Source organism: Bacillus coreaensis (assembly GCF_050586445.1).
Lineage (GTDB): Bacteria > Bacillota > Bacilli > Bacillales > Cytobacillaceae > Robertmurraya_A > Robertmurraya_A coreaensis.
The window spans coordinates 180,325-203,194 of sequence record NZ_JBOCCY010000001.1 but is presented as its reverse complement, the minus strand read 5'-3'; the positions used below and the strand labels follow the sequence as shown (position 1 = coordinate 203,194).

The window sequence follows — 22,870 nt, the reverse complement described above, 5'->3', positions numbered from 1 at the left end:
CTCTATTCTCTATATAACGGAAGAATAATTCGAAAAGTTGTTCCTACACCTTTTTGACTTTCTACTTCAATAGAACCTCTCATTCTTTCAATGATTTGATAACAAACCATTAGTCCCATACCAGTGCCCTTTTCCTTTAAGGAGTAAAAGGCTGTTCCTAATCTCTGAAGTTCATCCTCACTCATCCCAATTCCTGTATCAAGAATTTCAAAAATACCAAAGTGATCTTCTTCCCTTACAGACAAAATGAGCGTACCACCGTCCTTCATGGCTTCAATCCCATTTTTTAATATATTTATAAGTACCTGCTTTAACTCACTAACATTCCCTTTAATGAAAACATCACCTGACACCTTCGTTTGCATCCCAATGCTTTTTGACATGAGTGCATACGAATTCATTAAATCCATTACTTTGTTTGCAAGATCACCGGCATTCACCTTTTCTGAAAACTCCAGGTCTGGCTTCGCTAAAGATAAATATTCATTAATAATTTTTTCGGCACGATTCATTTCTTCAAGCATTAATTTCACGTACATATGTTCTTCTTCACTCAATCCATCTTTTGCTAAGAAGATTTGTAAAAATCCTTTTACTACCGTCATTGGATTCCGAATTTCGTGAGCTACGGAAGCAGCTAATTGACCAATGGCATTCATTTTCTCGGCTCGCTGAAGCTCCTTAAGTAATTTTGTTTCTTTAATGATTGTATCCATTTTCCCAATTGCCACTTCAAACGTATGTAATTGTTCTTCCGATACGGCATGCTTCCCCTTTAATGGACTTGAAATGGATAATCTATCAAACAATATAGCTAACTGTTGGGTCATAAAGTTGAACCGTTCATATAAGGGGTCAAGATTTGAATTTTTCTTCCCACTTAGATGTATATTGAAGTTTCCGACGCTTACCTCGTGTAATCCATACAAGATCTCATCAACAGGCTCCATTACATTATTTAACACATACTTCAGAGTGAAAAATACGATGACAATCGTTACGACAAAGACAACGGTTAAATACAATATCGTTTCTAACTGCGAATTCTTAATAAATGATGCTTCTGCATCAATGACTAATACCCCTACTACTTTTCCTTCTTCATTCTGTATCGGAGCAAACGCAGATAACCAAGTACCAAAATTATCTGTATACACCTTTGTACTTACTACTTTCTTTTCTTCAATAGCTTCTAAAAGAGCGTTGCTATGAATATCAACCGACTTATAAAAAGAAAAAGGCTTCAGTCCCTCATAACTATTCGATACAACCGTGGCATATATTTCTTTATCTTTATTTATAGATGTAGCTACAATCCCACTATGAAAATATGAAGAACCTCTTTCGTTTATTAAATTCACCTGTTGTTGTAGTCTCTTTGCCGCGGGATCATTTGGGTCCTTTGACATGATTGTCTCCTCTACATCCTCAGGAGACACAACGGCTGTCCACAGTGTTGATAGTCCCTCAACACGATCTGTCAATTGCTCTATTTCCTTTTTTGTCTGTAGAGCATAACTGAAACTCGAAATCATGAAAATCACAACAAACGTAATAAAAAAGGAAAAAAATAAAACTTGCCTATATAAAGAAAGTTGTCTGATCCATTTTTTCATGCATACACCGTTCCCTTTTTAATGGGTCTCACTCCCTTTTTATTCGACATCACTATCCAAAATCCTTGTCTTTCCTCCATATTTTTATAATTTCTTTACACAGTGTATAAAGTTTGTCGAGCAAAAAACCTGAACAGGTGTTGTTCAGGCAATTTACTCAAAATAGTACATAAAACCAATGGCACCTGGTCCAGTATGAGTACTAACGATTGGAGTGGTATATTCAATATCTAATAAATCAAAACCAGCTATTGTTTTTAAGGCTGAGATCAACTTTTGATTTAACTCTGGAGCCTCTGCATGAACGAGTCCAACACCTTTGATATGATGACCAGCTGTGTCTTCAGCGAATTGCTTTGCAAGGTAGTTAGCTACTTGACTATAGCTTCTAGCTTTCGATACAGGTGTATATACTCCACCTTCTAGAGAGGCAATTGGTTTGATATTAAGAAGGGAACCAATCATTGCCTTTCCCTTGCCAATTCTGCCACCCTTCACGAGATTTTCAAGAGTATCTACAACAACAAACAATCTTGTATTGGATCGAACTTGATCAAGTCTAGTTAATATCTCATCCATACTTCTTCCTTCTTTGGCCATTTGGGAAGCTTCTATGACTTGGAATGAAAGGGCTTTCGATATAAAACGAGAGTCAACAACCTTTACATTTGCCTTTGACATGGATGCTGCCGTCTCGGCTGACTGAACCGTACCACTCATTCCTCCAGTCATATGTATAGAAAGAACATCATACCCTTCCGAACCTAATCGATCGTACAGCTCAGCAAAAACGCCAACAGGTGGTTGCGAACTTTTAGGTAACTCTTCTGCTGCCTTCATCTTATTCAAAAAATCCTTTGGGGTTAAATCAACCCGATCGAGGTACGTCTCTCCTTCAATTTGAATAGATAATGGAACAACCTCAATATCATACTTCCTAATTAATTCATCGGACATGTCCACCGTTGAATCAGTCACTATTTTAATTTTACTCAAATCCTTCACATCCTAATGCTAAAATCTCACTACCTATTATACAGAATTCTAGGTTAATGTCGAAAAAAGAAAGAGTATCGGCATGTACCGATACTCTTCATGTAAAGACAATCATGTCAAAGTAAAACAAACACATCAATTACGCGTTATTCTTTAGCTCTGGCACTTGGAATACATCCTGGTACACTGGCCACTTCAACGCTTTTTTCAAATAGTCTCTAAAAGAATAGCATTTCTTCGGCTGTTTGTCCCGGTATAGAGACGTAATAAATGATTGCAAACGGACTTGGATTAAAAAATAATAAGGGCTATCTTCCTCCAATACTGGAATTTCCATGACTTTTACCTTCTGTCCAACAACATTTTTGAACTCTAGGCTTTTGAATAGCAAAATATCAATCCTCTTTTTCACCCGTTTGCATATATTATACAATATTTATTTGTCGAAGTGTGTCTGAATATACACAAGTTGTGAAAAAATTTAAATTTTTTTCATTATGAAAAGTAGTACTATTTCCGATCTATAAGAACCCTCATTATAATGTAAAAGAGGGCATTATGAAAACAAAAAACCCACTTTTATAAAAAAGTGAGTTTGAACTTTTATCCTAAATCTACTCTCTCATCCTCATCCAAGCCCCACTCTTTCTCTTTTTTCAACTTTCTTTTATAAACAATTTTGGAAAGATTGATACTTATTTCGTATAAAAACAGAAGTGGAATGGTTACTAAAATATCACTCATAAAATCCGGAGGCGAGATGACTACTGAAATTACAACCAGGACAAAATATGCATATTTCCGTATTTTTTGAAGTACATACGGATTTACAATTCCTAAAGATGTTAAAAACATAACGACAACAGGTAGTTCAAACAAAAAGCCAAATGGAAGCGACATATTCATAATAAAGCGGAAGTACTTGTCCGCAGTAAAATTAGCAACAAGCATATCGCCACTTAAATCGATCAAAAATCCCATTACAGTCGGAAAAATAACAAAATATCCAAAGCATAAGCCGACAATAAATAAAATGAACAAAGCTGGGATATAACTCAAAGTAATTTTTCTTTCTATAGGCTTTAATGCTGGTCTCACAAACAACCATATCTGCAACGCAAGTACAGGAATGGTTCCTGCAATCGCTATTAAACCTGCTAACATAAAATAAACCCACACGATATCGCTCGGTCCTAACGCAATCAACTTAACGTCTAAGTCCCGTACAAACCATTGATAGATTTCTTCAATATAAATAAAACCAACTACAAAGAAGCCAAAAAAAGCTACAATAGAGATAATAAGTCTTTTTCTTAATTCGTCAAGATGATCAACAAGCTGTAATTCTTTATCCTCCATGTAAGTCCCCTACCATAAACAAAATGTAATCGAGAAAAAAAAAGTGTAAGAAAATTTCTTACACCTTATTTCGTAGCATTCTTCTTTTTATCTTCATCGAGCTCTTCCATTACATCACTTGTTAGCTCACGAGTAGATTTTTTAAATTCACGAAGAGTTTGACCAAATGCACGACCAATCTCAGGGAGCTTTTTAGGTCCGAAAATAATTAAAGCAAGTACAAGGATAAGGATCAATCCAGGAACTCCGATGTTTGAAAACACTGTAGAACATCCCCTTTGGTAAATTAGAATAACTAATTCTACTACGATTATAGTACTTTTAACAACGGATGGGTCATTATTAACCACATTGTCATAAGAAGTTCACAAATTCAGTAGTGATTTTTCACTTATCATTATACCTTAAATGAGTAAATTAAATAAGTAACTATCTTTATTTACTTCTGTAAAAGCAAAACCTTTTTTGTTTAATCTTTCAATTAACCCTTTATAGTCTTCCTTCTTTTGTATTTCAATCCCTACTAGTGCTGGGCCATTTTCTTTATTATTTTTCTTAGTATATTCGAATTGTGTAATATCATCCGTTGGTGATAATACTTCATCTAAAAACTCTCGAAGTGCACCCGCACGTTGTGGGAAGTTAACGATGAAATAATACAGTAGACCCTCATACAACAATGAACGTTCTTTAATTTCCTGCATACGACCGATATCGTTATTTCCACCACTTATAATAACGACAATATTTTTCCCTTTGATTTCATCCTTATAAAGATCAAGAGCTGCAATTGGTAAAGCACCGGCTGGCTCAGCAACAATCGCATGCTCATTATATAATTCTAAAATACTTGTACAAACCTTTCCTTCTGGAACCAGTAGGATATCATCCAACAACTCATAACAAGTGTCAAAGGTTTTACTACCCACACTTTTTACAGCTGCTCCGTCCACGAACTTATCAATGTCATCAAGAGGAGTCACGACTTCGTTGTGGAAAGAGGTCTTCATTGCCGGAGCACCATAAGGTTCTACACCAATTAGCTTTGTTTGGGGAGAGACGCTTTTTACATATGTGCTCACACCCGCCATAAGCCCTCCACCACCAATACTGGCAAACACATAATCTACGGTTTCTTCACAATCCTGCAATATTTCTACAGCGACCGTTCCTTGCCCTGCGATTACAAGCTCATCATCAAAAGGATGAATGAAGGTCCTTCCTTCTTTTTCCGCACACTCAACCGCTTTAGCATAAGAATCATCGAACGTATCCCCAACAAGAATAATTTCGATAAAACCTCTACCAAATAACTCTACTTGCCCAACTTTTTGCTTCGGTGTTGTCGTTGGCATATAAATTTTCCCTTGTACACCAAGATGACGACAAGCATATGCTACACCTTGAGCATGATTCCCCGCACTTGCACAAACAACCCCACTAGAAAGATTGTCCTTACCAAGCGCTTTCATCTTATAAAAAGCACCTCTTAACTTAAAAGAGCGAACGTGCTGCAAATCTTCCCTTTTTAAATACACATTACAATCATATTTTTCTGATAAACGCTCGTTTTTTTGTAACGGTGTATGGGCAACGATGTCTTTTAGTTGGTGGTGCGCTATTAAAATATCTTCAACCTGCACCCATCTTTTTTTCAGCACTTTCTGTTCCATAACCATCCTCCATTTTCCCGTTATAATCAGTACATTATACCACTCTCACCCATCATTTCAAGCTTATTATCAAAAAATTTGTATTTTTCAATTTATACACCCGGTTACTCTTGGGTCAGAATAACCTCAGAAAATGGAAAAAAGCTAGACTCATTTAGCCTAGCAACTTATGATGCGATTTTTTCATCCTTTAGAGAATGAATAATTACCTCTCGGACATAATCTGAAACTTCTTTCATATCCTTTTGATCAAATATCGAAGAAGGAATACAAGGTAATATCCTCACCTGAATGGAAGCTGGTTTCACTAACCGGCCATTTTTTTCGAAGACATCAGATGTACCAGAAATACTAATTGGAACAATTGGTACCTTCGCATCCTTAGCTAATCGAAATCCACCAGACTTAAAGTCTCCGATCGGTCCACCTTTACTTCTCGTTCCTTCAGGAAAAATAGCAATGGAGTGACCCTCTTTTAATAACTGAACAGCCTCCCGTATCGATTGAACAGATTTCCTACGATCGCTTCGATCAATAAACACGCAATTCATAATTTCCATCCAGGTAGAAAGGATCGGAACTTTTTTTACTTCTACTTTTGATATAAACCCAAACGGCTTTTCAATACTTGCCAGTAATGTAGGAATATCAAAGTCTCCTTCGTGATTGCCTATCATGACAACCGCACCTTCAGGAAGATTCTCAATCCCCTCCACCTTCACCTCAGAACCCGTCAACTTCATAATTGTTTTCGACCATTTGTTTGGAATCGCATGTATTAATTGATCTCTCTCAGAAACTGATAAACGTTTGTCTAACTTTTTCAGTCTTTGTAATTTAGGTATGCTATAAACCAAATAACCACTCATGTACAAAAAAACAGCCATTAGTCTGATCATCCTGATATCCCTCCATTTGTAACCATACTAATTATACTTGATTTTATAGGTTTTAAGTATAAAAAATAAGCAGTGATGACTCACTGCTTACGTTGGTACACAAGAAATTCATAGTTGTATGGATTTTTTTCGTCTTTCATACCTGGAGTGGATTCAATAAGCTCCCATTCGAATAAATTGTATTCCGGGAAAAACGTATCTGCCTCGAACACTTCACGAATTTCCGTAACATAAAGGCGATCTGCGAAAGGAAGAATTTCTTTAAAAATTTCAGCGCCACCAATTACAAAAAGCTCCTCATCGTCACGCTTTAATAAATCTTTTACATCATGAATAACTGTACAACCTTCAATAGTTATTCCTTTACTACGTGTAATAACAATATTTTCTCGACCAGGTAGTGGCCTTCCAATGGAATCATAGGTTTTTCGGCCCATCGCAATTGGCTTTCCCATTGTAACTCTTTTAAAATACTTTAAATCCTCAGGAAGATGCCAAGGAAGCTGATTGTTACGACCTATTGCCCGGTTTTCGTCCATTGCCCAAAGAAGGGAAATCATACACTTACAACCCCTTTTATATGAGGATGGGCTTCGTAGTTAACCAACTCAAAATCGTCATACGTAAAACCAAACAAGTCTTTTTTCTCTGGATTAATCTTTAAAGTAGGTAATGGATGTGGCTGTCTGGTAAGCTGTAATTCCACTTGTTCTACATGATTTAAGTAAATATGCGCATCTCCAAACGTATGAATAAATTCACCAGGTTCAAGATCGCATACCTGCGCCACCATCAAAGTTAAAAGCGCATAGGACGCTATATTAAATGGAACACCTAAAAACACATCAGCCGAACGTTGGTATAACTGACAGCTTAGCTTTCCATCTGACACATGAAATTGAAATAGACAGTGACAAGGAGGAAGTGCCATATTATTAATATCACCCACATTCCATGCATTTACAATTAAACGCCTTGAATCAGGGTTTGTTTTAATTTGATTTATTAAGTCAGATATTTGATCCACTGTTTCGCCTGTAGAAGTCGTCCATGATCTCCACTGGTGTCCGTACACAGGACCTAAATTCCCTTCTTCATCTGCCCATTCATTCCAAATGCGAACGCCATTTTCTTGTAGATACTTTATATTCGTGTCACCTTGAAGGAACCAAAGTAATTCATGAATGATTGATTTCAAATGTAATTTTTTTGTTGTCACAAGAGGAAAACCTTCTTGTAAATCAAAACGCATCTGATAACCAAATGTACTAATAGTACCCGTTCCTGTACGATCCTGTTTTTTTACGCCATTATCCAACACATGCTTACATAGCTCTAAATATTGTTTCATTCTTCCACCTACTGTCACAAATTTTACGAAATACTAGTCTTTTACAAGGGTATAATTATTTTGATGTTAGGTCAATGCACGAAGACGAAAATTTTTGTGTTGTTAAGTTTTGGTTCCAAGTGATTGTAGGTGCAAATTTAGGCGCTTTTTCAAAACAAAACCCCTCTGACATAGTCAGAAGGGGTTCGTGTTAGCTCATCCATTTAGGTGGTGTGTTTGTGTCCCAATAGATTGATCCTAGTTCGTGATGGGCCTCGAAGTTGTCATCGCTTGTGTGGTAATGAAAGTTAAACCAATAGCCACTATGGGGTGGATGGTCCTTTCTTACGTGGAAGCGGATGATGTCTTTGTTGTTTTCTTTGCTATAGAGGTGAAATATTTTTTCAGTGTTGCCTCCAGTTGGGACTTCGCTTAATTCTAGGAATGCTAGTTTTTCTTCCGGGTACTGTACGGCTACTTCTTCAATTGCTTTATGAATATTCGGTAGGATGACCTGTTTGAATTCATCTTCTATCACAGGTTTGATTCTACTACCAAATTTTAGGTACGATAACTCTTCTGCCTCATATAACCAGCTTTGTATAATCTGGTCGCTACTGTCTGATTCTTCTTCGGTAATCTCATCAATTTGAGTGTATGTAGTTTCCGCTTTAACTGAATCTTCACGTGTTGGTTTATCCGCTGATGCTTGATTATATAGAAAGGTTTGGGATGGTGTTACCAAACCAAATGTTAAAATTGTTACCAACACGACGAAGGATTTTTGCAACCATTTTGGCATGATCTCCAATCCTTTCTACTAGCCTTTAAGAGTATTTAGAAAATATTGACTCTTTTCTCATATTATACTCTTTTTACAGTAGGAAGTGGGAGATTAAATCACAAATATCATCATTTTGTAATAATCCCGAAATGAAATTTAGCAGACGGTCTTTTTATAACTGAGAATCCAAAATGCTCGAAGCGCTTGCTACGAAAATGATCCTTTAGCACGAGTCGTCTCCTCGCTACTCTTTTTGCCTCCGAAATGAATTCTTCCGTTACGGACGTATACGCCGCTAACTCAGCTAACGCACGAATTCCGTCCGATTCTAAAATTGTTTCTTCAAACATTGGGTCAATATACACGCAATCAAACTCATTGCTAGGAATTTTCTTTAAATATGTTAGTGCACTTAAATGGTGCACGGAAATTGCACGCATAGCCTCATCCATTGCTGCTAAACCGGACTGCCAGCTGTTTAATCCTCGACCGACAAGATAAGCGAGGTATTTATTTTCTTCTGTCCCAACCACTTTTCCTGATGCTCCAACGACAAAGCTTGCAACAATACTGTCGGATGCAAGTCCTAATGTACAATCAAGAAGACTCATTCCTTTCTCCAGACCGGTTGCATCAATAAAAGGATCGTGTTCGTTATTTAGCAGTCTTTTAATTCTGAACATAGAGGAATTTGGATGGAAGAAGAACGGCTCTTCTCCGTTTAATAAAAATAACTCAAGTCTCTCCTTTCCAAAGACAATACAGTCATCCTTATACAAGGAATGAAGAGTCTGAACCGATTTTTTCCTTCTTTCCTGATAGGGACATCCAAGGTCCAACGCTATCTTCTTCGCTTCTTCAATCATATCAGGATTGGTTCGTCCTGCTGTTGTGACAAACATATAGCTTCTTTCCTTTCAGAAAAAAAGGAATGTCAGCTGACATTCCTTTTTCTTTAACAATTTTGTTCAAATGCTGATTGGAGATTCTCCATGATTTCTTCCATCGTGTGGTCTTCGATATTATGGCGATGGATAAAGCGAACCACTTGCTTCCCTTTTACAAGTACCATTGAAGGAGATGACGGTGGGAACCCTTCGAAATACTCACGCATTTTAGCCGTTGCTTCTTTGTCTTGTCCAGCAAATACAGTAACAAGCTTGGCAGGTTTTTTCTCAGTTCTAACCACTGCTTGAGTTGCCGCTGGACGTGCTAAACCTGCCGCACAACCACATACAGAGTTAACAAAGATTAACGCAGTGTCTTCATTTTGATCCATAAAATTTTCAACATCTTCTTCTGTTTCTAACTCTTCAAAGCCCGCATGTACTAGTTCTTCACGCATTGGCTTTACCATTTGTTTCATATATTCCTCATATGCCATTGACATAAAAAAATCCCTCCTATTAACTATATCCATTGTTAGCATACTATATTTATTTCAAATGATGCAATTTTCTTAGTTTTGTTTTCTTGCTTCCGTCATTTGTTTCCAAACAGATCCTTTTGCATCCTCACCCAATTCAATTCTTTCGATAGCAAGTTTAATTTGTAAGCTCACTTCAAATTCCGGATCTTCTTCAGCTGCCTTAAGCGCAGGAAGCGCACGGTCATCTCCCAATTCATATAAAAACATTGCCGCTCTCCAGCGCACTAATTTACTCTCATCACTTAATGCCATCATCATTTCTTCCATCGCCTCTTCAAACCCTAGGTCTGATAAGCAGTCTCCAGCCGTACGCCTAACAGTCACTGTTTTATCCTTTAACGCTTTATAGAGGAACGGTAATACTTTTTTATCTTCGATCATGCCTAAATAGACAGTAGCTAATCTCCTAATTGATGCCTTTTCGTCGTTTAATGCTTTTTCTAACACAGTCAGATCTTCAACTTCTGGATCATCCATTTGTTCAAGAAGCTGATATCTTTTTCTCCAATCCGGATCATTTAATGAATGAACATCAAGCTTTTGTTTTTGTCGCTTTACAATCTTAGCTGATCCCTTACTTGTTGCATCTTGAATAAGTTCGTCTAGTCGGTCTGTTGCATAAGCCGCCATTAGCTCTTCTAAAACTTCCTGGCCGATTTGATCGAAATCTCCGTATCGAACACCTAACTCTTTCCACCGTCGAACCATTACAACGTTATCCTCTGGATCCTGAGCCTTTGAAACCGCTTCTTTATACTGTTCTGGTAATCCATATCGTCTTTCTTCTGTTCCATCCGTTAGCTTAATTTGCATCGGAATTCCTTTATACATCTGAACAAGCACCTGTATTTCTCCGTAGTGCTCATTAATTGTTTCTTCTTGCTCCAATATTTCCGTTTCTTCGCCAAATGCAAGCCTTACTTTCGGTAGAATTTCTTTCCAATCATATTTTGCATTCCGTTCCACCGCTAGAAAATCAGCTACATGGTACACACCTTTTACACCTTCAATGGTTAAAATATCCTGAATGACCTTTGGAGCACCGGTACTTGTCTCTTTCTTATAGTTATTACTTTTTCCCATTGGGAGCTCTTCATTTAAAATAACCTTCATCGTATTCGGACTAGGAGTTGGTTCAATGGATCGTATTTTCAAACCTCTTCATCCTTCCCTTATTCTTATATTTAACTATTCTCTGCAATTTCAGATAAATAGCTCCAACGCTCAATCAAATATTCAAGCTTTTCGTTTAGAGCATTTTCCTCTTCCATTAAAGCTTGAGCTCTTTCAAAATCACTGCCTGTTTTCCCCATTTCTACAGCAATTTCTTCAAGTCTTTTTTCTGCATATTCAATATCAGAATCAATGGATTCCCATTCAAGCTTTTCCTTATAGCTCATTCGTTTTTTCTTTGGTTTTTCTTCTTCCACAGGTTTCTCTGCTGCAATTGCACGAACGACTGGCTTTTCTACTTGCTTTTCAAGGAATTCACTGTAGTTTCCATAATATAAATCAATTATTCCATCACCTTCAAGCACTAGCAATTGTTCTACCACTTTGTCTAAGAAATAGCGATCGTGTGATACGGTAATCACTACCCCGGGAAAATCTTCTAAATAGTCCTCTAGGACAGTCAGTGTTTGAGTATCTAGATCATTTGTTGGTTCGTCTAATAACAAAACATTTGGTTCAGTCATTAACAGTTTTAACAAATACAAGCGTCGTCGTTCTCCCCCTGATAACTTTCTGATCTGTGTACCGTGTGTGTATGAGGGAAAAAGAAATCTTTCTAGCATTTGTGTCGCGGAAATGGTTTTTCCATCTGACGTATGAATCACCTGTGCCGTTTCTTTGATGTATTCAATCATCCGTTTTGAAACGTCCATGTCTTCATTTTCCTGAGTATAAAATGCCACCTTCACAGTTTGGCCGATGATTCGTTCACCTGAATCTAGAGGGATTTTACCAGCTAGAATATTTAATAAGGTTGATTTACCTGTACCATTTTTTCCAATAATTCCGATTCTGTCATGAGGTTTCACTAGTAAATCGTAAGACTTAAGGATCACTTTCGATTCATACGTTTTTGTTGCATCTTTTAATTCGAATACTTGCTTACCCAATCGGCTGCCTGATAAAGATAAATCTAGCTTTTCCGAAGTTTTTACGGAGCTTAAATTCTCATCCAGCTTTTCAAAACGTTGAATTCTTGCCTTCTGCTTTGTTGTTCGTGCCTTTGCCCCTCGTCTAATCCACTCAAGCTCTCGTCTGAATAGATTTTTTTGTTTTTCAAGAGTTGCTGCTTCATTTTCTTCACGAATGGCCTTAGCTTCTAGAAAGTCCGCATAATTTCCTTTGTAGCTGTATAGTTTGCCACCTTCTAGTTCAAACACACGGTTCGTTACACGGTCTAAGAAATATCGATCATGTGTAACAAGCAATAAGGCACCTGTAAAACGGCTTAAATAATCTTCAAGCCATTTCACCGATTCGAAATCTAAGTGATTGGTAGGCTCATCTAGAATCAGTAAATCTGGAGATTGAATTAACACTTGAGCAAGAGCTACTCGCTTTTTCTGGCCACCAGATAATTCTCCAATCTTTTTTTCATATTCTTCAATTCCAAGCTTATTTAAAATCGTTTTTGCGTTCGTACTTGCATCCCAACCATCTAAAGCATCCATTTTCTTTTGTAAGTCAAAAAGTTTTTCCTGAATTTCACTATCATCCGGGACTTTATTAAGCTCAAGAAGAGTTTCTTCGTACTCTTTTAGAAGCTTTAAAACAGGTGCTTCACCAGCAAAAACCTGATCAAGGACCGTTAATTCTGGATTGAGATCCGGATTTTGCTCAGAATAAGCAATTCGGTAATCTTTCGGAGCAGTTACCTCTCCTGAATCTGGAAAATCAACGCCTGCTACTATTTTTAATAATGAGGACTTTCCTGTCCCATTAACCCCAATAAGTCCAACTCTTTCTTTCGCACTTATTGTAAAAGAAATTTCATTGAATAATTCCTTTTCTCCATATGTTTTTGTCACGTTATCGATACTAATCATTGACGTTTTCCATTCCAATCATTGTAAAATTCATGTAAGAAATCTTCCATATATGCATGCCGTCTATCAGCTATTTCTCTTCCTGATTTTGTATTCATATTTTCTTTTAGCTTTAATAACTTTTCATAAAAATGATTAATAGAGGAAGAATGGCCTTTGCGGTACTCTTCATTTGTCATGCTTGATCGGACAGTAATTGTCGGATCATAAATAGGTTGACCCTTTTTTCCTCCATAAGCAAATGCCCTTGCTATCCCTATCGCACCTATAGCATCTAAGCGATCAGCATCTTGGACGATAGCTGCTTCAATGGTTGAGATGTTTCGATTATTTCCACCTTTAAATGAGATGGTTTCAATGATTTCTTTAATTTGGTTTTTCTTCGAGTCATCTAATGGTATCTTATTCAAAAAAGAAGTAAGCTTCTTTTCTCCCTCTTCCTTCGAGCTATGTAATTTTTCGTCAGAAATATCATGAAGTAGAGCTGCTAACTCAATAACGAAAGGATCTCCCATCTTTTCCTTTTCATGAATTTGCAAAGCAATATTCCGTACTCTATCAATATGAAACCAATCATGACCAGTTGAATCTGCGTACATTTCTCGTTTGACAAACTCTTCTGCCTTGGCAATAACTTGCTTCATTATACCACCTCATTCTTTCCACTCATATTCTACCATGAACTTCTTTTTTTCGAAAAAGAAAAGGAAGTGCACAATCAACGCACTTCCTTTACAGTCTATTAAACCAGCTAATTCCGATTGTATTTTCTCCTGCATGGACACCGATCGTTGCACCTAAAGGATAAATACCAAAGGCAATATCAGGGAACCGTTTACACAATTCATCATGCCATTTTCTCGCTTCCGAATCATGAAGTCCGTATAAAATGTAGGCTTCTTTTATAGCATAAGCATCAATGGAAGCTTGAAAATAAGAGATGATTTTCTCCAATCCTTTGTTTTCACTTCTAATTTTCTCCTTAGCCTGTAATACGCCGTCCTCAATGGAAATGATCGGTTTAATATTTAGCATGCTGCCAAGGAAAAAGGATAATCCGTTCATCCGTCCACTTCTGTGTAATTGTTCCAAACTCCCAATTAAAACAAATGTTTCGTTTGTATTGGCAAGATCATTTAACTTTTGCTCAACCTCCTCAACGGAATTACCAGCCTCAATCCATTCCATCCCTTTCTTTATCATTCGTGAAAGAGGATAAGAGAGTATCTTTGAATCGATTGTAGTAACAGGTGTATTCACCATGTTGGCCGCCTGAACACTTGAAGAAACCGTACCGCTTAACATAGCTGATACAAGGACAGAGAACACGTGATCATACTGTTCTTCTAGCTTCTCAAACAATGATACAAACTCACCTACAGATGGTTGAGACGTTTTTGGCGGAACTTGAAGATGCTTTAATTTCAAATAGAGTTCTTCTGCTGTTAAATCTATGCCATCCTTGTATTCCCTTTCGTCTAAAACAATCGTCATTGGTACCGTAAAAACGTCTGGATGATTGGTTAGTTCTTCATCTAAGTAAGCAGTACTGTCCGTAACCCAGGCAATTTTCTTCATTTTAAGTCCCCCCTATTAATTTTATAGTATTAATAATTATTAATTATGTAAAGATAATTCAGAAAATTACATCTAATTAAGAACCCTTGCTATATGCAAGGGTTTTATATTAAATCAGCTTTTCAATATCTTTTGATATTTCTATTGGGTTCGTATTAGGTGCATATCTTTCTACTACCTCACCCGACCGGTTTACTAAAAACTTAGTGAAATTCCATTTAACAGCTTTCATTCCTAGTACTCCTGGTGCCTCTTCCGTTAAATATTGAAAAAGTGGGTGAGCATTTTTTCCATTTACGTCCACCTTCGAAAACAATGGAAACGTTACTCCGAAATTCATTTCACAAAATGACAGGATATCAGACTCGGTACCGGGTTCTTGACTCATAAATTGATTACACGGAAAGCCTAACACAGTGAATCCTTTTTCTTTATATTGTACATAAAGCTCTTGAAGGTCTTTATATTGGGGGGTAAACCCACAATTACTAGCTGTATTTACAATTAATAGAACGTCGCCCTTATATTCTGAAAGAGAAATCGTTTGACCATTAATTTTCTTCGCTTCAAACTGATACACCGTCATCCCTTAACTCCTCCAATGTTCAACATCTAGTTCAAGTTTATCTAAGGATTGTAATATAACATCTGCGAGCACCGTTAGGTCTTCCATTTGCTCCTCATAAATGAGTCTTTTAAAATTCACTTCTATCTCTACTTTATAGCCAGACTGTTCTTGGAGTGGATCAGAGATGATTTTACAATGATACTCTCTATCCTTCCCCCAAATGGATTGGAGAACCTCTAAAATTCTTATATCAAAAGAAAGTTGGTCTTTGATAGAGAAAATCATTTTAAAATGGCAGCCCGCATCCCTTTCTGATTGCAACTTTGGGTGTAACTCTGCAGCTAAATTAGAAATATCTGCACGTAAAACGACTGTACAGCTTTTCTTACTATCACTATTCTTCTTCAGGGTCATCTCTGACTGTCGCGAAAGCTTTGCTACATTTACAATATCGTTCCTATCAATGACGCATATTTGCCCCGCTAAATCTAGGTCATATAGGGCACCTTCTAAAATTACCTTTATATTATCAAAAGCCGTTGGATCAAACATATAAAAATACCTTATCCATCATCATTTGATTAAAATAATCCTATTGCATTCCCTTTATCATCAACATCCATTTTTAGCGCGGCAGGTTGCTTCGGTAAACCTGGCATCGTCATTACGTCCCCTGTTAAAGCAACAAGGAAACCTGCACCGATCGAAGGTTTTAATTCTCTTACCGAAACGGTAAAATCGGTTGGTCGACCAAGTTTACTTGGGTCATCTGAAAGGGAATATTGTGTTTTGGCCATACAAATCGGAAGGCCGTCCCATCCATATTGCTCAAAGTCCTTCATTTGCTTTTTCGCCTTTGATGAGAACTCGACATCCTTCCCTCCATACACCTTTTGAACAATTGAACGGATTTTCTCTTCAATCGAGTCACTTACCTTATATAATGGAGTATATTCTTCATTATGATTTTCAATCGCTTTTAATAGTTTTTCTGCTAGGGCAATACCACCTTTTCCACCCTTTTCCCATACTTCGGTTAAGGCAACTTGGACACCTTCCTTTTTACACAATTCCAATAAGGTGTCCACTTCAAGATTGGTGTCTGATATAAACTTATTTATGGCTACAACGACAGGTAATCCGAAGCTTCTTATCGTTTGTACATGTTTTTTCAAGTTATCAAAGCCAGCAATTAGTGCTTCAATATTTTCATTATTAAGATCCTGCTTTCCAACACCGCCATGCATCTTCAGAGCTCTAATCGTTGCTACGACAACAACCGCCTCCGGTAATACATCTCCGTTTCTTGCTTTTATATGTAAAAACTTTTCCGCTCCCAAGTCAGCACCAAATCCTGCTTCTGTAATAACGAAATCAGCAAGCTTAGATGCGGCTGTAGTAGCAATGACAGAGTTACAACCATGGGCAATGTTAGCGAACGGTCCACCATGAACGAGCGCTGGAGTATGCTCAATCGTTTGTACAAGATTTGGTTTGACCGCATCTTTTAATATTAGTGCTAGAGCACCCTCCACACCAAGATGCGAGACAGTGACCGGCTGTTTCTCTATATTGTATGCTACTACCATCTCAGACAATCTTCGTTTTAAATCCTTTAAATCTTTCGCTAAGCATAGTACAGCCATAATTTCTGATGCGACTGTAATATCAAATCCATCCTCACGAGGTACACCCTGCATCGGTCCGCCTAAACCAATAATCACATTTCTTAAAGCACGGTCATTTAAATCGAGTGCTCTCTTCCAAACAATTCTACGTTGATCGATTTGTAGTTCGTTTCCTTGTTGGATATGATTGTCAATTAATGCAGCTAATGCATTATTTGCTGTCGTAATGGCGTGTAGGTCGCCTGTAAAATGTAAATTTATTTCGTCCATCGGCAGCACTTGAGAATATCCACCACCAGCGGCCCCACCCTTAACTCCCATCGTTGGCCCTAAGGATGGTTCTCTCATAGCAATCATTACCTTTTTTCCAAGTTGAGAAAAAGCATCTCCCAATCCAACTGTTACAGTAGACTTTCCTTCTCCTGCGGGAGTCGGATTAATTGCTGTTACAAGAATGATTTTACCTTTTGGATTTCCTTGGATTTTACTTAATGTGTCAGACGAAAGTTTTGCTTTATACTTTCCATAAACCTCCAGGTCATCAGCTGTTAATCCAATTTTTTCAGCAATTTGAATGATCGGTTTCATTTCTGCAGATTGTGCAATTTCAATATCACTTTTTACGCTAACCTTGATGTTCAATGAAGTTACCTCCATGCCCGTATTTTTTCAATGTATATTGTACCATTTGAGAATGTTCCTGTATCCACTCTTTTTTTAAGTTCTTTGATCATTATTCTTGATACTAAAAAAATCCAGTATATAATATAAATAGCCTGAATATTGAATAAAGGAGTTGAAATTCATTGCCTATCAAAATTCCGAAGCTTTTACCAGCTCGAGAAATACTGGAATCTGAAAATATCTTTATTATGGACGACGAGAGAGCGAACCACCAGGACATTCGTCCTTTAAATATTCTCATCCTAAACTTGATGCCAGAAAAGCAAAAAACAGAGGCTCAGTTACTTAGACTTTTAGGGAATACCCCTCTACAAGTTAATATTTCATTTTTACAAACTGTTACTCATCAAGCAAAAAATACAAGCCAATTGCATCTCGATCAATTTTACACGTCATTCTCTGAAATTAAGCACCGCAAGTATGATGGACTTATTATCACAGGAGCACCAGTAGAACTATTATCCTTTGAAGAAGTTGATTATTGGGAAGAGTTAAAAATGATCATGGACTGGTCAAAAACGAATGTCACTTCAACCTTACATATTTGTTGGGGGGCACAAGCGGCATTGTATCACCATTTCGGTATTGGAAAGTATGAACTATCAAGAAAATGTTCCGGCATATTTACTCACCGCGTGCATGATCCTGTCGATCTATTATTAAGGGGATTTGATGATGAGTATCTCGCACCTCACTCCAGGTACACAGATGTGGCAATCAAGGAAATTTTGAACCATCCTTCACTCAGATTATTATCGAGTTCAGAGGAAGCAGGTCCATTTATCATTAGTGCCGATGAGGGCAAACAAATCATGATTACGGGACATTTAGAATATGAATCGACAACCCTATCTGAAGAGTACTCAAGAGATCAAATAAAGGGATTGGATATCCATGTTCCGGAAAATTATTTTCCTAACAATGACCCAAATCAAATTCCAGCAAATCGTTGGCGATCCCACGCACATTTATTATTTTCAAACTGGCTTAACTACTTTGTGTATCAACAAACTCCGTATGTATGGGAATAAAAAAAGAGAGCGGTATCGCTCTCTTTTTAGTTCTCTTCATTTTTCTTTTGAATTTCTCTTAACGCTTCTATTCGCCTTTCGTCCTCTTCAAAAAATTGGACGAGGTCACCTATCCGATCTATCGCATCCCAGCTTAAGTGATGCTCAATTCCTTCCACGTCATCATAAATATTTTCTTCTTTTACACCAATTGTTCGAAGAAGCTGCTCCAGTAACTCATGCCGATAAACGAGCCTTTTACCAATTTTTTTACCCTTTGGAGTAAGTACAAGCCCTCTATATTTTTCGTACACTAAGTACTCATCTCGATCTAGCTTTTGAACCATTTTCGTAACCGAAGAGGGATGAACAGATAAACCTTCCGCAATGTCCGAAACTCGTGCATAACCTTTTTCTTCAATTAAATTGTATATCTGTTCAATATAATCTTCCATACTCGGTGTTGGCATCCGTTGACCCTCCCGCGTGCATCATCAATATTAAAAGTTTACTATAGTTAAAAAATGGAGACAAGGGAATTCCCCTCCAAACAACCACTCTCACTTCAAAAATTCCATCTTCCAGCTATAGTACTCATTGTCAGGATTTTTCTCATAGCGCATATTTGCATCAAATTTATTTCCTTTTTTACTCGTTAGACCTTTTACGGTGGCTACCCCATTCTTCAAGAGCATTTTCACCATAGTTTTTGATGGTTTTTTCTTTAAGGCAGCCAAAAATTTATCATTTTTCCAAATAACAAATTTACAGCCATTTTTCCAGTTGTTACAGCCAAAACCTTTTTGCCCCTCTATAATACTTCCTTGATTACAGGCGGGGCATTTTCCTAATGCGTCAATTGATTTCTTTTCATAAGACACTTCATTAATAATAATAGCTTTTTCATTTTTAATAGTGTTTACAGCATTTGTTGTGAACTCAAATATTAAATTCAAGAAGCTTTCTTTCGTAAACTTTTGTTTTTCTATATCTGATAATGTTTTTTCTAGACGGCCAGTAAATTCTAAGTCAAATAATTCTTTCACAGGAAAAGTCTCAACCAAATTTTTACCAAGTTCAGAACAAATCAAGCTCTTATTTTGGGTCTCAATGTATCCGATATCCTTTAATTTCTTAATCGTTTCTGCCCTTGTAGCTGGAGTACCAATGCTATAACCACTTAAGATAGCAGCCATCATTTCTTCACTTTCTTCATCGCCTTGTCCTTTTCCACAAGTCTCCATTACTTTAAGCAACGTCTTTTCGGTATGGTGCTTTGGTGGTTTCGTAGCATGTGAAGTAAGCTTGTGATCAACCATCTCAACCAGATCATTAACTTTTACAAGTGGTAAAATATTATCTTTCGATTCAATTTTTTCCACCCTTCTCCACCCTTCAACAAGCTGTACACGTCCTTTTGATACAAATACACCATTGATGTCAGGGGTATTCATTTTTGTCATGACCTTGGTTTCTTCATGTTCAGCAACCGGCATAAATTGCATAATTAGACGGTTTTTTATAGCATGGTACACAATTTCTTCATCTTTTGTTAGCGATTTAGGTAGTAAATAGGTTGGAATAATCGCACTATGGCTTTCAACCTTTGAATTATCGAACACTCTCTTTAGCTTCGAAAACTTAACTTCATTCTCAAAGGGGAGCCCTTTAGTTATATTTTCTAAAACCTTTGCTGTTTTTCCAACAAGACTTTCCTCTAATACGACACTAGCCGTTCTAGGGTACGTAATATACTTCTTCTCATACAGTGATTGGGCTACTTTTAAGACCTTATCTGATGTCCAGCCTTTAAATTTACTAGTAATAAACCCCTGTAAATTAGACAGATTGAATAAATAGGGAGGATACTCTCTCTTCCGTTCTACTTGTTTATCTGCAATTGTTGCTGACTGATCCTTCAAAGCTTGCTGAATTTTTTCTAAGTGCTCTTTATTAGAAAACTTGTCTTCCTCGTTTTCAACATAAGTACCTTCATACGCTTCACCATCTTTTGTTTTGAAAGTAGCAGCCAATTTGAAGTATTCTTCCGGTTTAAAATTTTCTATTGCTCGATCACGATCATAAATAATTTTTAAGGTTGGCAAAAGAACTCTACCTATATTAAGTGCCTTTCCCTTCCCTTTTTGGTACTTTAATGTCGCAACGGAAGTCAAATTAATCCCGATCACCCAATCAGCCCATTGACGACCGATTCCAGCATCTTGAAGAGGCCTCATCTCTACATTAGGCTTTATTTGTTGGAGCCCTTTTAACACCTCATCTGGTGTCCATTCATTTAGTAACAATCTGTACACTTGCTTTTGTGTTTTTAGGTTATAAATAATCGTATCGCCAATAATTTGACCTTCTCGGTCATAGTCACAAGCAGATATGACCATTTCCACATCATTTCGTTTGATTAAATTGTAGATAATCTTTAGTTGCTTTCTTGCACCTAAATCTTCTTTTTCTTTGTTTCTTGGGTCACTTTTTACTTTGTACCGAAAGTTTGGAGGAATAAAAGGGAAGTTTTCCATATTCCATCTAGCCATTTTCTCATCGTAATCTTTTGCATCATAAAGTTGCATAAGGTGTCCAAATGCCCATGTAATAATATATCCATTACCTTCATAATATCCATCTTGTCTGCCTTTAATTTTTAATGCATCTGCAATATTTTTTGCAACAGATGGCTTTTCAGCGATAATCACTCTACTCACTATTTCACCTACTTTATTAAGAAAAAATCACCCTAATACTTATGCGATTTCACTTTTCTAGAACTAGAACAGTATTCTATTTTACCACAATATTTATTTGTAAGGTTTAAGATTTGTTGAACAAAAAAAGCAAAGGATTTTCTCCTTTGCTTTTTTGTAAAATAATATTACTAACTTATGTTACTTTCAAATAGCCATTGTCCATAGCTACCAGACTCAATAATCTCTCCATTATCAAAGACCAACCTTCCTCTATTGTAGGTTGCTGTTACTTGACACGGAAAGGTGTGATCTAAGTATATACTTTGTTTATGCTTGGCGAAAAAATTATTTTCTGTTACTTTATAATTCTTCATTGCTACCACCGCAAAGTCCGCATCCATTCCTACTCGGATTCTTCCTTTTGAATGAAGGTGAAATCGTTTAGCAGGTGCTTCTGATGTCCACTCGGCCACCCTTGTTAAAGAAATATTATGGTTAACTGCTAACTCAATCATCGATAATAACGTAAATTGTCCACCGCTTATACCTCCCCATGCTTGAAACAGATTGTAAACAGAGGGGTCTTTCATTGAAAAAGGACAAGGAGAATGGTCAGAGGAAATCATATCAAACTTTCCATCTATTAATAATTGTAGAAGTCTTTCTTGTTCTTTTTTCTCCCTTAGAGGTGGAGCACATTTAGCAATAGGTCCCTTCTCCACAAGATCCTGGTGAGAAAATAATAAATAATGCGGACAAGTCTCTACAGTTACATCCATCCCCTCTAGTTTAGCCGCTTCAATTTTTACGATCGCAGCTTCACTACTAATATGAACAAAATGCAAGGCGCATCCAGTTAACTTTGCATAGGCTAAGGCCCTATCAACTGCCTCTGCTTCTGCGATGGTTGGACGGGATTCCAAATAATCATCTGGGCTTACTAAACCTTTTTGCAGTTTTTCCTTTTGCAACCAGTTAGTAATCGGAGCACTTTCAGCATGTAACGCTAAAATCTTACCTAGTGAAGAAATTTCCTTCATCCCATTTAATAATGTATAATCATCCGCCCGTTCAAATTCATCATTTCCCGTTTCTGATAGAAAAGCTTTAAATCCTATAGCTCCATTTTCTGCAAGTCCTTTTATATCTTTTTCATGATTAGGGACTAGCCCACCCCATAAAGCAAAGTCAACAACGGATTTCTTTTGTCCAATTCCCCCCTTTTTAAGTAACACACTTTCATTAATAGTTGACGGGATTCCATTTAAAGGCATGTCAAAAAAGGTGGTACATCCTCCTGCAGCCATCATTTTAGAGCCTGTCTCAAACCCTTCCCAATGTTCTCGTCCAGGTTCACTAAAATGAACATGTACATCAATCACACCAGGAAAAATATACAATCCGGTTGCATCTCGCTCCTCTAGTGCAGTTCCGTCCATTCCCGCCTCCAGTTTTACAATGACCCCATCTTTTACTGCTATATCTACTTGAGTCACTTGATCTGAAAATACAACCAAGCCATTACGTATTAAAAGATCATATTTAGCCATACCAG

23 protein-coding genes are annotated in these 22,870 nt (G+C 37.2%); 1 reads left to right on the top strand and 22 read right to left on the bottom strand.

Going from position 1 to position 22,870, the window contains the following annotated elements:
- Positions 1-2: 2 nt before the first annotated feature.
- From ACQ5H4_RS01110 to ACQ5H4_RS01020, 19 genes are all read right to left on the bottom strand, one after another.
- Positions 3-1,484, bottom strand: coding sequence for an ATP-binding protein (locus ACQ5H4_RS01110; protein WP_430773125.1), 1,482 nt, complete (start codon positions 1,482-1,484; stop codon positions 3-5).
- A gap of 285 nt (positions 1,485-1,769) precedes the next feature.
- Entirely contained in the window at positions 1,770-2,612 is an 843-nt protein-coding gene (locus ACQ5H4_RS01105) for a DegV family protein (RefSeq protein ID WP_430773124.1), read from the bottom strand.
- Positions 2,613-2,751: 139 nt separating this feature from the next.
- Positions 2,752-3,003 carry a DUF2535 family protein gene (locus ACQ5H4_RS01100; RefSeq protein ID WP_251514983.1) on the bottom strand — a complete coding sequence of 84 codons (252 nt, stop codon included), beginning with the start codon at positions 3,001-3,003 and terminating at the stop codon, positions 2,752-2,754.
- 212 nt (positions 3,004-3,215) lie between these two features.
- Positions 3,216-3,971, bottom strand: a complete 756-nt coding sequence (gene tatC, locus ACQ5H4_RS01095; RefSeq protein WP_430773123.1) for a twin-arginine translocase subunit TatC — start codon at positions 3,969-3,971, stop codon at positions 3,216-3,218.
- 65 nt (positions 3,972-4,036) lie between these two features.
- Positions 4,037-4,234, bottom strand: coding sequence for a twin-arginine translocase TatA/TatE family subunit (locus ACQ5H4_RS01090; protein ID WP_119708849.1), 198 nt, complete (start codon positions 4,232-4,234; stop codon positions 4,037-4,039).
- Positions 4,235-4,375: 141 nt separating this feature from the next.
- Positions 4,376-5,644 (bottom strand): threonine ammonia-lyase IlvA, encoded by a 1,269-nt coding sequence (gene ilvA, locus ACQ5H4_RS01085; RefSeq protein WP_430773122.1) that lies wholly within the window; start codon positions 5,642-5,644, stop codon positions 4,376-4,378.
- A 167-nt stretch (positions 5,645-5,811) separates the two neighbouring features.
- On the bottom strand, positions 5,812-6,543 hold the full coding sequence (locus ACQ5H4_RS01080; RefSeq protein WP_430773121.1) for a lysophospholipid acyltransferase family protein: 732 nt from the start codon (positions 6,541-6,543) through the stop codon (positions 5,812-5,814).
- An 80-nt stretch (positions 6,544-6,623) separates the two neighbouring features.
- A complete protein-coding gene (locus tag ACQ5H4_RS01075) occupies positions 6,624-7,103 on the bottom strand; it encodes a dihydrofolate reductase (RefSeq protein WP_430773120.1) in 480 nt (159 codons plus the stop codon).
- On the bottom strand, positions 7,100-7,894 hold the full coding sequence (locus ACQ5H4_RS01070) for a thymidylate synthase (RefSeq protein ID WP_430773119.1): 795 nt from the start codon (positions 7,892-7,894) through the stop codon (positions 7,100-7,102). Before ACQ5H4_RS01070 ends, ACQ5H4_RS01075 begins: the two co-directional genes overlap by 4 nt.
- A gap of 190 nt (positions 7,895-8,084) precedes the next feature.
- Complete coding sequence (locus ACQ5H4_RS01065; RefSeq protein WP_430773118.1) at positions 8,085-8,675, bottom strand: YpjP family protein; 591 nt, start codon at positions 8,673-8,675, stop codon at positions 8,085-8,087.
- A gap of 110 nt (positions 8,676-8,785) precedes the next feature.
- Positions 8,786-9,559, bottom strand: coding sequence for a class I SAM-dependent methyltransferase (locus tag ACQ5H4_RS01060; protein ID WP_430773117.1), 774 nt, complete (start codon positions 9,557-9,559; stop codon positions 8,786-8,788).
- 53 nt (positions 9,560-9,612) lie between these two features.
- On the bottom strand, positions 9,613-10,047 hold the full coding sequence (locus ACQ5H4_RS01055) for a BrxA/BrxB family bacilliredoxin (RefSeq protein ID WP_430773116.1): 435 nt from the start codon (positions 10,045-10,047) through the stop codon (positions 9,613-9,615).
- 69 nt (positions 10,048-10,116) lie between these two features.
- The gene (locus ACQ5H4_RS01050) at positions 10,117-11,241 is read right to left on the bottom strand and encodes a conserved virulence factor C family protein (protein WP_430773115.1); all 1,125 of its coding nucleotides are present in this window, start codon (positions 11,239-11,241) and stop codon (positions 10,117-10,119) included.
- A 29-nt stretch (positions 11,242-11,270) separates the two neighbouring features.
- The gene (locus ACQ5H4_RS01045; RefSeq protein ID WP_430773114.1) at positions 11,271-13,145 is read right to left on the bottom strand and encodes an ABC-F family ATP-binding cassette domain-containing protein; all 1,875 of its coding nucleotides are present in this window, start codon (positions 13,143-13,145) and stop codon (positions 11,271-11,273) included.
- Positions 13,142-13,789: an HD domain-containing protein gene (locus tag ACQ5H4_RS01040; RefSeq protein ID WP_430773113.1), complete on the bottom strand. Its 648-nt coding sequence runs from the start codon at positions 13,787-13,789 to the stop codon at positions 13,142-13,144. The genes ACQ5H4_RS01045 and ACQ5H4_RS01040 overlap by 4 nt, the downstream gene beginning before the upstream one ends.
- An 88-nt stretch (positions 13,790-13,877) precedes the next feature.
- The gene (locus ACQ5H4_RS01035; protein WP_430773112.1) at positions 13,878-14,723 is read right to left on the bottom strand and encodes a DegV family protein; all 846 of its coding nucleotides are present in this window, start codon (positions 14,721-14,723) and stop codon (positions 13,878-13,880) included.
- A gap of 109 nt (positions 14,724-14,832) precedes the next feature.
- Positions 14,833-15,309 (bottom strand): glutathione peroxidase, encoded by a 477-nt coding sequence (locus ACQ5H4_RS01030; protein WP_430773110.1) that lies wholly within the window; start codon positions 15,307-15,309, stop codon positions 14,833-14,835.
- A 3-nt stretch (positions 15,310-15,312) separates the two neighbouring features.
- The gene (locus tag ACQ5H4_RS01025) at positions 15,313-15,843 is read right to left on the bottom strand and encodes a hypothetical protein (RefSeq protein ID WP_430773109.1); all 531 of its coding nucleotides are present in this window, start codon (positions 15,841-15,843) and stop codon (positions 15,313-15,315) included.
- A 29-nt stretch (positions 15,844-15,872) separates the two neighbouring features.
- Complete coding sequence (locus tag ACQ5H4_RS01020; protein ID WP_430773108.1) at positions 15,873-17,561, bottom strand: formate--tetrahydrofolate ligase; 1,689 nt, start codon at positions 17,559-17,561, stop codon at positions 15,873-15,875.
- A 164-nt stretch (positions 17,562-17,725) separates the two neighbouring features.
- On the opposite strand from ACQ5H4_RS01020, the gene metA reads away from it, so the two are divergent.
- Positions 17,726-18,634: a homoserine O-acetyltransferase MetA gene (gene metA / locus ACQ5H4_RS01015; protein WP_430773106.1), complete on the top strand. Its 909-nt coding sequence runs from the start codon at positions 17,726-17,728 to the stop codon at positions 18,632-18,634.
- 26 nt (positions 18,635-18,660) lie between these two features.
- Here the strand turns inward: metA and mntR are convergent, their stop codons facing one another.
- From mntR to ACQ5H4_RS01000, 3 genes are all read right to left on the bottom strand, one after another.
- Positions 18,661-19,083, bottom strand: a complete 423-nt coding sequence (gene mntR, locus ACQ5H4_RS01010) for a transcriptional regulator MntR (RefSeq protein WP_430773105.1) — start codon at positions 19,081-19,083, stop codon at positions 18,661-18,663.
- A 90-nt stretch (positions 19,084-19,173) separates the two neighbouring features.
- Positions 19,174-21,333, bottom strand: a complete 2,160-nt coding sequence (locus tag ACQ5H4_RS01005; protein ID WP_430773104.1) for a type IA DNA topoisomerase — start codon at positions 21,331-21,333, stop codon at positions 19,174-19,176.
- A gap of 170 nt (positions 21,334-21,503) precedes the next feature.
- Positions 21,504-22,865, bottom strand: coding sequence for an allantoinase (locus tag ACQ5H4_RS01000; RefSeq protein WP_430773103.1), 1,362 nt, complete (start codon positions 22,863-22,865; stop codon positions 21,504-21,506).
- Positions 22,866-22,870: the final 5 nt, after the last annotated feature.

Excerpts from the sequence above, each read along its gene's own strand:
- ACQ5H4_RS01025 (WP_430773109.1), bottom strand. The coding sequence starts at position 15,843 with ATGTTTGATCCAACGGCTTTTGATAATATAAAGGTAATTTTAGAAGGT.
- ACQ5H4_RS01000 (WP_430773103.1), bottom strand. The coding sequence starts at position 22,865 with ATGGCTAAATATGATCTTTTAATACGTAATGGCTTGGTTGTATTTTCA.
- ACQ5H4_RS01030 (WP_430773110.1), bottom strand. The coding sequence starts at position 15,309 with ATGACGGTGTATCAGTTTGAAGCGAAGAAAATTAATGGTCAAACGATT.
- mntR (WP_430773105.1), bottom strand. The coding sequence starts at position 19,083 with ATGCCAACACCGAGTATGGAAGATTATATTGAACAGATATACAATTTA.
- ACQ5H4_RS01070 (WP_430773119.1), bottom strand. The coding sequence starts at position 7,894 with ATGAAACAATATTTAGAGCTATGTAAGCATGTGTTGGATAATGGCGTA.
- ACQ5H4_RS01075 (WP_430773120.1), bottom strand. The coding sequence starts at position 7,103 with ATGATTTCCCTTCTTTGGGCAATGGACGAAAACCGGGCAATAGGTCGT.
- ACQ5H4_RS01065 (WP_430773118.1), bottom strand. The coding sequence starts at position 8,675 with ATGCCAAAATGGTTGCAAAAATCCTTCGTCGTGTTGGTAACAATTTTA.
- tatC (WP_430773123.1), bottom strand. The coding sequence starts at position 3,971 with ATGGAGGATAAAGAATTACAGCTTGTTGATCATCTTGACGAATTAAGA.
- ACQ5H4_RS01035 (WP_430773112.1), bottom strand. The coding sequence starts at position 14,723 with ATGAAGAAAATTGCCTGGGTTACGGACAGTACTGCTTACTTAGATGAA.
- ACQ5H4_RS01055 (WP_430773116.1), bottom strand. The coding sequence starts at position 10,047 with ATGTCAATGGCATATGAGGAATATATGAAACAAATGGTAAAGCCAATG.
- ACQ5H4_RS01080 (WP_430773121.1), bottom strand. The coding sequence starts at position 6,543 with ATGATCAGACTAATGGCTGTTTTTTTGTACATGAGTGGTTATTTGGTT.
- ilvA (WP_430773122.1), bottom strand. The coding sequence starts at position 5,644 with ATGGAACAGAAAGTGCTGAAAAAAAGATGGGTGCAGGTTGAAGATATT.
- ACQ5H4_RS01040 (WP_430773113.1), bottom strand. The coding sequence starts at position 13,789 with ATGAAGCAAGTTATTGCCAAGGCAGAAGAGTTTGTCAAACGAGAAATG.
- ACQ5H4_RS01045 (WP_430773114.1), bottom strand. The coding sequence starts at position 13,145 with ATGATTAGTATCGATAACGTGACAAAAACATATGGAGAAAAGGAATTA.
- ACQ5H4_RS01060 (WP_430773117.1), bottom strand. The coding sequence starts at position 9,559 with ATGTTTGTCACAACAGCAGGACGAACCAATCCTGATATGATTGAAGAA.